The sequence below is a fragment of the Streptomyces sp. NPDC059002 genome (assembly GCF_042740435.1).
Lineage (GTDB): Bacteria > Actinomycetota > Actinomycetes > Streptomycetales > Streptomycetaceae > Streptomyces.
The window spans coordinates 147,738-158,788 of the sequence record NZ_JBHYJI010000017.1; the positions used below are offsets into that span (position 1 = coordinate 147,738).

Sequence of the window (11,051 nt, forward strand, 5' to 3'; positions counted from 1 at the left end):
CGAAGAAGGAGCATCCCGGCGGGGCCGGAGAAGGAACGCCCTGGCGGAGCCGAGGGCAGAAGGCCCTGGCGGAGCCGAACAAGGAAGGCCTGGGCGGAGCCGAAGGCAGAAAACCCTGGCGGCACCCGAAGAAGGAACGCCCCGGCGGAGCCGAAGAGAGAACACCCGGGCGGACCCGAAGGGCGCAGCACCCGGCGGAGCTGGAGGAAGGGCACCCTGGCGGCACCCGAAGACAGAACACCCCGGCGGGACTCGAAGAAGCAACACCCCGGCGGAGCCGAAGACAGAACACCCCGGCGGCGCCGTAACACCGCCACACCCCGGCGGAGCCGAACCCCGGCGGAGCCGAACGCCGTGGCGGCGGATCACGGGAGTGATCCGCCGCGCGGCTGACAGGACTTGGGCAGATCGCCCGCCAGGGCTACTTCGTCGGCTTCTTCCCGGTCACACCCAAATGCACCAACAGCGCCAGATTGGGCTTGAGTTCGGCCTGCTTGACGCCCCAGGTCTGGAAGCCGCGCTGGTGCGACGCCACCGCGGCGAGCATCGCGACGAGGGATCCGGCCATCGCCGCGGGGCTGACGTCCTTGTCGACCTTGCCCTTGGCCTGGAGCTCCTTGACCGTGTCGGTAAGGGAGTTGTTGACCGAGTTGAGGATCTTCATGCGGATCTTGTAGAACCGCTTGTCGCCCTCGGCGGCGCCGAGGTCGACGACGCGGAGGATCGCGTCGTTCTTGCGCCAGAACTCGAGGAAGCCGTCGACGAGGTCCTGGGAGGTCTGCCATCCTGCCTTGCCGACCCAGGAGCGGCCGTCGAGCAGTTGCGTCAACTCGGCGCCTTCCGCGGCCATTTGCTCGGCGATCTCCAGGACGGCGCCTTCCACGTCCGGGAAGTACTGGTAGAACGTCGCGGGTGAAGTCCCCGCCTTCCGGGCGACGTCGATGACTTTGACGTCGCGATAGGGCGAGGAGCTGAGCATCTCGCTGAGGCAGTCGAGCAGTTTCTGACGTGTCGCCTGACCGCGTCGACCGGCCACACGGCCGTCGACGGTACGTACCTGTCCTGTCATGCCGTCAGCTTACCGAGGGGTGATCGGAGCGCGATTCGGCCGAGTGCAAATGGGGTTGGGGCGCGTAGGAGTGGCGGTCCGCGCGTCCGGAAAGAATTGGCCAAGTGTTCGAATTTCGGGGCTGCGGGGTCCGGATGCGGCCGCTAGCTTGAATCGCATGGAATACGCAGAGGGCGTGCCCTGCTGGGCCGACGCGATGCTCCCCGACGTCGAGGGCGGCAAGCGGTTCTACGGAGAGCTCTTCGGCTGGACCTTCGACGAGGGGGCGGGCCCGGAGTACGGGCACTACGCCCAGGCGTACCGGGAGGACCAAGCCGTCGCCGCGCTCGCGCCCAAGGCCGACGGCCGCATGCCCACCGTATGGACGGTGTATCTCGCCACCCCGGACGCGGCCGCGCTCGGCGAGCGGATCAGGGCGGCGGGCGGCTCGATGATCATGGAGGCCATGCCCGTCGGCCCGTTCGGGACGATGGGCCTCGCCGCCGACCCCGAGGGCGCGGTCTTCGGACTCTGGCAGGCCGGTACGCATGAGGGCTTCGGCGTGCAGCGGCAGCCTGGTTCGTACTGCTGGACCGAGGTGTACGCGCGGGACAAGGACCTGGTCGACCCCTTCTATGAGGGAGTACTCGGATACGGCGGCCTCGACCTCGGCACCGAAGCCACCGAAGGCACCGAAGGCACCGAAGGCACCGAAGGCACCGAAGGCACCGAAGGCACCGAAGCCACCGAAGCCACCGATTTCCGCATCTGGTCGCCCGCGGGCGCCGAGCCGGGGCCGGACACGGCGATCGGCGGCCGCGCCCTGCTCTCCGGCTCCGTGCCCGCCGAGATGCCCGCGCACTTCCTCGTCTATTTCCAGGTCGCCGACACCGATGCGACGGTGGCGACGGCGATCCGGCTTGGCGGGCGCGTCCAGACACCGCCCTACGACACCCCGTACGGGCGGATCGCGGTGCTCACCGACGACCAGGGGGCGACGTTCGCGGTCCTGGAGGGCTGAACCGCCCCGTTTGGGAGGGCACGGGCGCATTCCGTGCGGGCCGTCCCGGCGGTGATTTGTCCGTAGACACCCCGATCCCGCCCCGGGTTCGCAACCACCGGCTCGGACAGGAAGAATCAGGGTGCGTGCCGCCGTAGCGGCTCGGTGGTGAGACGCTGCACGGGGCTGTCTTCTTCGGCGGCCGCGTACGGGGAGGTGGCAGGGCAAGTGGTGGATCAGCTGACGCAGCACGATCCGAGGCGGATCGGCCCGTTCGAGGTCCTCGGCCGGCTGGGCGCCGGAGGCATGGGCCTGGTCTATCTCGCGCGCTCCGCGTCGGGACGGCGCGTGGCGATCAAGACGGTACGGACCGAGCTCGCCGAGGACCAGCTGTTCCGTGTCCGCTTCACCCGCGAGGTGGAGGCGGCACGGGCCGTGTCCGGCTTCTACACGGCGGCCGTCGTGGACGCCGACCCGCGGGCCGCGGTGCCGTGGCTCGCCACGGCGTACGTCCCCGCGCCCTCGCTCGAAGAAATAGTGAATGAACACGGGCCGCTGCCCACCCAGGCGGTGCGCTGGCTCGCGGCGGGCGTGGCCGAGGCCCTGGAGTCCATCCACGGCGCGGGCCTCGTCCACCGCGACCTCAAGCCGTCGAACGTCCTCGTCGTCGAGGACGGCCCGCGCGTCATCGACTTCGGCATCGCGTCCGGTGTCTCCAACACGCGCCTGACCATGACGAACGTCGCCGTGGGCACGCCCGCGTACATGTCGCCCGAGCAGGCCAAGGACTCGCGCAGCGTGACCGGCGCCAGCGATGTCTTCTCGCTCGGCTCGACCCTCGTCTTCGCCGCCACCGGGCACGCGCCGTTCCATGGCGCCAACCCCGTCGAGACGGTCTTCATGCTGCTCAGGGAGGGCCCCGACCTGGAGGGCCTGCCGGACGAGCTGCGGCCCCTCATCGAATCCTGCATGCAGATGGAGGCCGCGCTCCGGCCCACCCCCGCCGACCTCCAGGCCCAGCTCGCGCCGCACCTCTTCGCCTCCGAGAGCGGCGACGGCGACGACAGCGGCACCGCGTCCGCCTGGCTGCCCGAGCGGGCCGTCGCCCTCATCGAGGCGCGCAGGGGAGGGCGGCCGCCCGCCAGGGCCGCCGTGTCGGCCGCACGCAGCGGCGGCCGTTCCGTCGCCGCTCCGCCGGCCCCGCAGCAGCCTCCGCCGCCCGCGCCGTCCCAGCCGCCGTTCGCGGCCGCGCCCGACGCGGGGCCCGTGCGGCTCGCCGGTGCGAAGGTGCCGATCGGCCCCGGGCCGCGGGTCGCCGCGGGCCGCTCGGCGGCGGCGCCCGGCAATTCCGGGCTCGCCGCCTCGTGGTCGCGGTCCAAGGCGGCGGCCAACGGCGTCGCCCCCGCGGGCCCCGCCCCGGTGCCCGCGCCCGCCGCCGCACCCGACGCCGCCTGGCGGCCGTGGCGTTTCCGCATGTCGAACGATGTGTGGGGCACCCCGGCCGTCGCGGGCAACCTCGTCTACGTCACCTCCTTCGAGGTGCACGCCCTGGACGTGTCCACCGGCCGCCGCAGCTTCAAGACGCGGGACGTCGCCTGGTCCATGGCGGTCGCCGACGGGCGCATCCACGCCTCCGACGGCCCCACCCTCTACGCCCTGGACGGTGCGGAGGGATCCGACCTGTGGCGGCTTCCGACCGACGCCTGGGTCTACTCCCTGCAGGCCGACCGGGGCACCGTCGTCACCGGCACGCGCGGCGGCGGCGTCCAGGCGTGGGAGGCGGCCAACGGCGAGAAGCTCTGGGAGATCACCGGGGCGCAGACCGACTTCGAGACGCCGGAGGCCGGGCCCGCCGTGTTCGACGGCACGGTGTACGTGTGGAAGGACGCGCGCCTTCGTGCCCTGGAGGCGCGGACCGGCGACGAACGCTGGTCGTACCCCGTCGGCGACGCGGCGTCCTGCGGGGGCGTGCCGGTGCGGCTCACCCAGGCGCAGGACGGGTACGTGTACGTGGCCGCGGGCAGCAGGGTCCTCGCGATCGACGTGGCGAGCGGTCATGTCCGCTGGCACTTCGAGGCCCCCGCCGCCTTCCTCTGCCCGCCCGCGTTCGCGCCCGGGCCCGCCGTCACGGGCGGCGGCGTGTACCTCGCCGACTACCTCGGCACGGTGTACGCCCTCGACGCGACGGACGGCCGCGACCGGTGGCGCATCGCCACGGAGTCGCGCTCGTCCATCGAGCCCGTCCTCGTCGCCGACGGCCACGTCCATGTGGGCAGCGGCAAGGGGCTCTACACCCTGGACGCGGTCACGGGCACGCCGAAGTGGCGGTTCCAGGCGGGCGGCGAGATCGTCGGCACGCCCGTCGTCGCCGACCGGCGCATCCACTTCGGCTCCACGGACCACCTGCTCTACACGCTCAAGGCCGACGACGGACGGCTCCGCTGGAAGCTGGCCACGGGCGGTGAGATCACGGGCGCCCCTGTGGTGCGGGACGGCGTCGTCTACGCGTGCAGCAAGGACCGCTGCGTGTACGCGCTGGACGCGGAGCGCGGGACGGGGACGTCGCCCCGGCCCTGAGCCGGAGGGGGCGCCCCGCAGGGGCGCGGGGAACTGCGCGACCAGCCCCACCGGCCCGCGGATGACGAACTCCCCCGGAGCGCTTGGCTGATGCGTCGGCCGGGCTACTGCTGCGGGGGCTTCTGCCAGGCCGGGCGGGTGCCCGGTTCCGGGGTCGGTTCCGGGTCCTGGGGCTGGCTCGCGGCCGACGGCCAGTCATCGCCGTCCAGGGTCGGGACCGTGCGGGCGGGGACGGGCTCCGTACGGCGGGTGCGGCCGGACATGACCGCCGCGCCGAGCAGCAGGAAGATGCCGCCGCCGAGGCTGTTCAGGAGGCCCTGGCCGAGGCCCGAGCCGTCGCCCGCCACCGCGAGGCTGCCCTCCGCCTGGCCCTGGCGGACCATCCACAGCACCGTGAAGCCGAGGACGATCACGCCCGCGAGCGCCACGAGGAGCCGGGAGCGCAGGACCACGCCGACCAGCGTGACGAGCGCGGCGAAGACGAACGGCAGGAAGACGGAGCCGAAGAGTTCCGCCTTGGCGTCCGTGATCCCGGCCCCGGAGAAGAGTTCGTCGAGGCGGTAGTTCCGTCCGTGACGGCCGTCGTACCAGGCTTGGAAGGGGCTCCATACGGCGGCCGTCGCTCCGATGAGAGCGAGGACCGACCCGGTGACGTTGCGGACCATATCGGGTCTTCTCCTGTCGTAGGCGACTTCTGTAGACGACTGCGACTCTCTCAAGATCGACATTACGCCGGGTGCGTGACCCTCGCCAGGTGAGGCGGCGGTCCCCTCGGCGGGCGGGGAAACCGGCGGGCGCGGAAGTCAGCGGGTGCGGAAGTCGCCGCCCCGCCGGGTCCCGAACAGGTCCGCCTGCTGGTCCGGCGGCAGGTTGCCCAGGGCGATCAAGTGCGGCGCGTGCGCGAGGGCCCCTGCCCTTGCCGCCTCCTTCGCCGACCAGAGCGCCCGCACCGTGCCCTGCACCGCCTCCGTCGGATACGAGGCGATGATCTCGGCGGCCCGGGTGGCCGCCGCCAACGCGCCGCCGGGCGCGGTGAGTTCGGAGACCAGGCCCGTTTCGTGGGCCCGGCGGGCCGAGATCCGCTCGGCGGTGCCCATCAGCGCCATCCTCGCGACCTCGCCGAACGGCATCCGCTGCGCCATGTGGATGGTCTCGAAGGCGCTGACCATGCCGTATGTGGTGTGCGGATCGAAGAACGTGGCGTGCTCGTCCGCGACGACGAACTCCGCCTCGCCGAGCAGATAGAAGGCGCCCCCGCAGGCCATGCCGTTGACCGCGGCGATCACCGGCTTCCAGAGGTCGTTCGCCTTCGGTCCGATCGTGATCAGCGGATCATCGATCGTGTACGGCGAGGTGGGCTGCGGCACATCGACGCCGCGGTCGATGCCGGTGCAGAAGGCGCGCTCACCGGCGCCGGTCACGACGACCGTGCGTACGGTGTCGTCGAACCTGAACTCCCGCCAGGCGTCCGCCAGTTCGGCCGCCGTCTCCAGGTCGATCGCGTTGTGCCGCTCCGGGCGGTCGAGGGTCAGGACCGCCACGCCCGTGTCCTTGTCCGTGGTCCTGCGCAGGGTGCTCACGGCCGCTCCAGGATCCAGCGCGGCACCGTGAACCCGTTCAGCTCGGTGAAGGCGACCTGCACCTTCGCGCCGATGCGCAGCCGTTCGGGGGCGACGGAGTTCAGGGGGGCGTCGGGGGCGGCGACCAGGTTGCCGACCAGGCGGATGCGGGGGGCGTCGGCGAGCTCGACGACGATCGCGTTGTAGCCGGTCTGTTCGGCGTAGGCGGGGAGGAGGGGCGGGTGCGGGAAGACGTACGACCAGATGCGGCCCCGGCCGCTCATCCTGCGCCAGTCGCTGTCGAAGGACTGGCAGTGGGGGCAGCAGGGCCTTGGGGGGAAGCGGGGTTCGCCGCAGGCGGTGCAGGCCTGTATGCGCAGTTCTCCTTGGGCGGCGTAGTCCCAGAAGGGGGCGCCGTCGTCGTCGACGGCGGGTGTCAGGAGGGGTTCTTGTTCCGTCGCGTCTGCCATGTTCTCGTCCTTCGCGAGTGCGGGTCTGTTGTGGCTTGTCGCGCAGTTCCCCGCGCCCCTACGGGGCCCGAAGCAGCAACGCCGATGTCGGGACCCCCTCGCCCGCCGTCACCAGACAAGTCGTTGCGTTCGGGACCTGGGCCGTGCTGGTGCCCCGGAGTTGTTTGACGCCCTCGTTGATGAGGTTGAAGCCGTGGACGTAGGCCTCGGAGAGGCCGCCGCCGCCCGTGTTGATGGGGAGGCGGCCGCCGCTCTCCAGGGCGCCGCCCTCGGTGAACGCGCCGCCCTCGCCGCGGCCGCAGAATCCGTAACCCTCCAGGGAGAGGGGGATGAGGGGGGTGAACGCGTCGTAGATCTGGGCGACGTCGACGTCCTGGGGGCCGAAGTCGGCCTGTTTCCACAGGTGTCGGGCCGCGGTCCAGGCGGGTCCGGAGAGCGGGTCGTCGTTCCAGTAGTTGACCATGCCGTGGTGCTGGGCGGGCAGGCCCTGGGCGGTGGAGTGGACGTAGACGGGTTTCCTGCGGCAGTCGCGGGCCCGTTCGGCGGAGACGATGACGCAGGCCAACGCCCCGTCCGTTTCGAGGCAGTTGTCGAAGAGGCAGAGGGGCTCGCTGATCCAGCGCGAGGTCATATACATGTCGCGGGTCAGCGGGCGTTCGTACATCATCGCGGCGGGGTTCTGGTTGGCGCGGTTGCGGCAGGCGAGGGCGACGTTGAAGAGGTGGTCGCGGGTCGTGCCGTACTCGTGCATGTGGCGGCGGGCCAGCATCGCGATCTCGTCGGCCGGGCGGAGCAGGCCGAAGGGGCGGGTCCACTGGGCGGGGGCGGGGAGTTGGACGGTGGTGTTCTTCCAGGGGCGGGGTCCGCTGCCGCGCTTGCGGGAGCGCCAGGCGACGCCGACGCTCGCCTGTCCGGTGGCGATCGCGGCCGCGAGGTGCGCGACGGTGGCGCAGGAACCGCCGCCGCCGTAGCCGACCTTGCTGAAGAAGGTGACGTCGCCGGCGCCGATGGCCTTGGCGACCTCGACCTCGTCGGTCTCCTCCATCGTGTACGAGGCGAACGCGTCGACCTCGGACGGCGCGATGCCCGCGTCGTCGAGCGCGGCGACGATCGCCCGGCACGCCAACGCCTTCTCGCTCTCCGGGAGTTGTTTCGCGAAGGGGGTCTGACCGATCCCGACTATCGCTGTAGCGTCCTTGAGTGAAGCCATGGGCAACGGCACCTCCGCCTTGTCGCGAGCGTGTCACCACTGCTGACAGCGCGTCAGGCTACCGCTAATCTGACGGATAGTCAGCTAATGGGTTTCCCCCTGCCCGGACCGAAGTCGACGGCGGGGGAAGGCGGGAGGGCTTGTGATGCGCGGCGACCTGGAGTGGGACAGCATCCCGGCACTGGTGCGGGCGGCCGCCGAGCGGTACGGCGAGCGGGAAGCGGTCGTCGAGGGCCGCACCCGACTCTCGTACGCGGAACTGGGCGAGCGCGTGGAGCGGGCGGCCGCGGCGTGCCTGGCGAACGGCGTCGAGCCCGGTGACCGCGTCGCCGTCTGGGCCCCGAACACCCTCGACTGGATCGTCTCCGCGCTCGGCGCGGTCTCGGCGGGCGCGGTCCTCGTCCCCCTCAACACCCGCTTCAAGGGCGCGGAAGCGGCCTACGTGCTGGCTCGCAGCCGCGCGAAGGTCCTGTTCATCACGGGCACCTTCCTCGGCACCTCGTACGTCGCCTCGCTGCGCCGCGCGGCCGCCGAAGGCACGGGCGAAGGGCCACTGCCGGGCCTGCCGCACCTGGAGCAGGTGGTCGTGCTCTCCGACGACGCCCCCGAGAACTTCCGTACCTGGAAGGACTTCCTGGTCAGCGGGGAGGAGATGCCCCGAGCCGCCGTCCGCGCGCGGACGGCGTCGGTCGACGGGGCGGCGCCCTCGGACATCATCTTCACGTCCGGCACGACGGGCCGCCCCAAGGGTGCCGTCATCACGCACGCGCAGACGCTGCGCTGCTACGACGTGTGGAGCGAACTCGCGGGCCTGCGCGAGGGCGACCGCTATCTGATCGTGAACCCCTTCTTCCACACCTTCGGCTACAAGGCCGGGATCATCGCCTGCCTGACCCGGGGCGCGACGATGGTGCCGCAGCCCGTCTTCAACGTGGACACGGTCCTCGCGAACGTCGCCGCCGAGCGCATCTCCGTACTCCCCGGACCCCCCACCCTCCACCAGTCGATCCTCGACCACCCGGCCCGCGACCAGCACGACCTGTCGGCGCTGCGGCTCGTGGTGACCGGCGCCGCGGTCGTCCCGCTCCAGCTCGTCGAACGGCTGCGCAGCGAGCTGCGGGTGGGCACGGTCCTCACGGCGTACGGACTCTCGGAGGCGAGCGGCATCGTCACCATGTGCCGCAGGGGCGACCCGCCGGAGGTCATCGCGGCGACCTCGGGGCGCGCCATCCCCGGGACGGAGGTCCGTGTGGTGTCCCCCGCAGGGGAGTCCCTGTCGCCCGGCCACCCCGGCGAGGTCCTCGTGCGCGGCCACAACGTCATGCGGGAGTACTTCGAGGACGCCGCGGAGACCGCCCGCGCGATCTCCCCCGACGGCTGGCTGCGGACCGGCGACGTGGGCGTCCTGGACCGGGCGGGCAACCTGCGCATCACCGACCGGATCAAGGACATGTTCATCGTCGGCGGCTTCAACGCCTATCCCGCCGAGATAGAGCAACTCCTCGGCGTCCACCCGGAGGTGGCCGATGTCGCGGTGATCGGCGTGCCCGATCCGCGGCTCGGCGAGGTGGGCAAGGCGTATGTGGTGCGGCGCCCCGGAGCGGTCGTCACGGCGGACGACCTGATCGCCTGGTCGCGGCGGGAGATGGCGAACTACAAGGTCCCCAGGGCCGTCGAGTTCGTTTCGGAGCTGCCGAGGAACGCGAGCGGGAAGGTGGTCAAGGGGGAGTTGCGGAGGGCTTCGAGCTAGGGATGGTCGCCGGTCACTGCCCGGCCGCGACGATGGCGGCCCGCTCCGCCGCGCTGCACTCCACGCAGAATTCGTTGCCCTCCGGGTCGGCGAGCGTGACCCAGCCGCGGCCGCCCGGCTTGCGGTGGTCGGCGACCTGCGTCGCGCCGAGGGCGAGCAGCCGGTCCACCTCCTCGTCGCGGGTGCGGTCCTGCGGCTGGAGGTCGACGTGCACCCGGTTCTTGAGGGTCTTGGTGTCCGGCACGGTGACGAAGAGCAGCGTGACACCGTCCGACTCGACCAGCGCCTCGGGGTCACCGGGGAAATCGTCGTCCGCGAGCTTGCCGCCCAGCACCCCGGCCCAGAAGGTGCCCTGGCGGTAGGCGTCGTGGGAGTCGAAGGTGAGGTGGCGCACGAGAGAAGTCATGGGGGGCACTATGGGCGTTCCCGCGGTGGCTGTCGACGGGATTTCGTGGCGGCCGCCGGGGGAGACGGGGCGGCCGGGGACGGGCCGCGGGCGGCTGTCACGATGGGGCGATGCACACCGCACCACTCCGCCCCCGCGTCCTCTTCGTCACCGACCTCGCCTACCAGGCCAAGGGCCGCCGTTACTGCGACGAGGACATCTACCTCTCGACCCGTCTGCGCGAGGACTTCGACGTGGCCCTGTGCCACCCCCTGGACGCGGCCGCGCTGATGGAGACGGGCGCCTTCGGCACGGTGGTGGTCCGCAACAGCGGTCCCGTCCTCAACTACCAGGCGCAGTGGGACGACTTCAGGGAGCGCGCGGCGCGGTGCGGGGCGCGTGTGTACAACCAGCTGAGCGGCCGCGCGGACATGGTCGGCAAGCAGTATCTGCTCGACCTGACGGCCGCCGGATATCCCGTCATCCCCACGGTCGACGACGTGCGGGACGCCGTCCGGCTCCCGGAGGCGGCGACGTATGCGGTCAAGCCGAAGCTGGGCGCGGACTCGATCGGCCTGGAGTTCGTGACGAGGGAGGGGCTCGCGGCGCTGACCCCCGACCCGTCGGGGATCCTGATCCAGCCGCGCGTCGACTTCGCGTACGAGGTGTCGTTCTACTTCGTCGACCGCACCTTCCAGTACGCGCTGTACGCCCCGGACCCCGCACGGCGCTGGCACCTGGAGCGCTACGCCCCGACCGCCGACGACCTGGCCTTCGCCCAGCGCTTCGTCGACTGGAACACCATCGACCACGGCATCCAGCGGGTCGACGCGTGCCGCGCCCCGGCCGGGGAACTGCTCCTGGTCGAGCTGGAGGACCTGAATCCGTATCTCTCCCTCGACCTCCTCGACGAAGAGGCGCGGGAGGGGTTCGTGGCGGCGATGAAGAGGTCCGTCGCCGCCCAACTGGCGGTCTGAGCACCGCTCTGAACACCGCTCTGAACACCCGGGACGGGGGGGGGGGGGGGGCCCGCCCCCCCCCGGCGCGGGCAG

9 protein-coding genes and 1 pseudogene are annotated in these 11,051 nt (G+C 71.8%); 4 read left to right on the forward strand and 6 right to left on the reverse strand.

Annotated features, from left to right (window positions below):
• Nucleotides 1-421: 421 nt before the first annotated feature.
• The gene (locus tag ACFWZ2_RS18195) at nucleotides 422-1,069 is read right to left on the reverse strand and encodes a TetR family transcriptional regulator (RefSeq protein WP_384546742.1); all 648 of its coding nucleotides are present in this window, start codon (nucleotides 1,067-1,069) and stop codon (nucleotides 422-424) included.
• Between the two features lie 157 nt (nucleotides 1,070-1,226).
• On the opposite strand from ACFWZ2_RS18195, the gene ACFWZ2_RS18200 reads away from it, so the two are divergent.
• Together ACFWZ2_RS18200 and ACFWZ2_RS18205 are read left to right on the forward strand one after the other, a co-directional pair.
• Nucleotides 1,227-2,069 (forward strand): VOC family protein, encoded by an 843-nt coding sequence (locus ACFWZ2_RS18200; RefSeq protein ID WP_384546744.1) that lies wholly within the window; start codon nucleotides 1,227-1,229, stop codon nucleotides 2,067-2,069.
• A gap of 207 nt (nucleotides 2,070-2,276) precedes the next feature.
• Complete coding sequence (locus ACFWZ2_RS18205; RefSeq protein WP_384546746.1) at nucleotides 2,277-4,625, forward strand: PQQ-binding-like beta-propeller repeat protein; 2,349 nt, start codon at nucleotides 2,277-2,279, stop codon at nucleotides 4,623-4,625.
• Nucleotides 4,626-4,729: 104 nt separating this feature from the next.
• Here ACFWZ2_RS18205 and ACFWZ2_RS18210 read toward each other — a convergent pair whose 3' ends face one another.
• From ACFWZ2_RS18210 to ACFWZ2_RS18225, 4 genes are all read right to left on the reverse strand, one after another.
• Entirely contained in the window at nucleotides 4,730-5,290 is a 561-nt protein-coding gene (locus ACFWZ2_RS18210) for a hypothetical protein (RefSeq protein ID WP_384546747.1), read from the reverse strand.
• A gap of 138 nt (nucleotides 5,291-5,428) precedes the next feature.
• Nucleotides 5,429-6,205, reverse strand: a complete 777-nt coding sequence (locus ACFWZ2_RS18215; protein WP_384546748.1) for an enoyl-CoA hydratase/isomerase family protein — start codon at nucleotides 6,203-6,205, stop codon at nucleotides 5,429-5,431.
• Complete coding sequence (locus tag ACFWZ2_RS18220; protein WP_384546750.1) at nucleotides 6,202-6,654, reverse strand: Zn-ribbon domain-containing OB-fold protein; 453 nt, start codon at nucleotides 6,652-6,654, stop codon at nucleotides 6,202-6,204. The genes ACFWZ2_RS18215 and ACFWZ2_RS18220 overlap by 4 nt, the downstream gene beginning before the upstream one ends.
• Nucleotides 6,655-6,712: 58 nt before the next feature.
• Nucleotides 6,713-7,864: a lipid-transfer protein gene (locus ACFWZ2_RS18225; protein ID WP_384546752.1), complete on the reverse strand. Its 1,152-nt coding sequence runs from the start codon at nucleotides 7,862-7,864 to the stop codon at nucleotides 6,713-6,715.
• A 145-nt stretch (nucleotides 7,865-8,009) separates the two neighbouring features.
• On the opposite strand from ACFWZ2_RS18225, the gene ACFWZ2_RS18230 reads away from it, so the two are divergent.
• Complete coding sequence (locus tag ACFWZ2_RS18230) at nucleotides 8,010-9,614, forward strand: FadD3 family acyl-CoA ligase (protein ID WP_384546754.1); 1,605 nt, start codon at nucleotides 8,010-8,012, stop codon at nucleotides 9,612-9,614.
• Nucleotides 9,615-9,645: 31 nt separating this feature from the next.
• Here ACFWZ2_RS18230 and ACFWZ2_RS18235 read toward each other — a convergent pair.
• A pseudogene (locus ACFWZ2_RS18235) lies at nucleotides 9,646-10,020 on the reverse strand (VOC family protein); the annotation flags it as partial.
• 110 nt (nucleotides 10,021-10,130) lie between these two features.
• Between ACFWZ2_RS18235 and ACFWZ2_RS18240 the strand changes: the two are divergent.
• Nucleotides 10,131-10,976, forward strand: coding sequence for a hypothetical protein (locus ACFWZ2_RS18240; RefSeq protein WP_384546756.1), 846 nt, complete (start codon nucleotides 10,131-10,133; stop codon nucleotides 10,974-10,976).
• Nucleotides 10,977-11,051 lie beyond the last annotated feature (75 nt).

Excerpts from the sequence above, each read along its gene's own strand:
- ACFWZ2_RS18230 (WP_384546754.1), top strand. The coding sequence starts at position 8,010 with ATGCGCGGCGACCTGGAGTGGGACAGCATCCCGGCACTGGTGCGGGCG.
- ACFWZ2_RS18240 (WP_384546756.1), top strand. The coding sequence starts at position 10,131 with ATGCACACCGCACCACTCCGCCCCCGCGTCCTCTTCGTCACCGACCTC.
- ACFWZ2_RS18225 (WP_384546752.1), bottom strand. The coding sequence starts at position 7,864 with ATGGCTTCACTCAAGGACGCTACAGCGATAGTCGGGATCGGTCAGACC.
- ACFWZ2_RS18220 (WP_384546750.1), bottom strand. The coding sequence starts at position 6,654 with ATGGCAGACGCGACGGAACAAGAACCCCTCCTGACACCCGCCGTCGAC.
- ACFWZ2_RS18210 (WP_384546747.1), bottom strand. The coding sequence starts at position 5,290 with ATGGTCCGCAACGTCACCGGGTCGGTCCTCGCTCTCATCGGAGCGACG.
- ACFWZ2_RS18195 (WP_384546742.1), bottom strand. The coding sequence starts at position 1,069 with ATGACAGGACAGGTACGTACCGTCGACGGCCGTGTGGCCGGTCGACGC.
- ACFWZ2_RS18200 (WP_384546744.1), top strand. The coding sequence starts at position 1,227 with ATGGAATACGCAGAGGGCGTGCCCTGCTGGGCCGACGCGATGCTCCCC.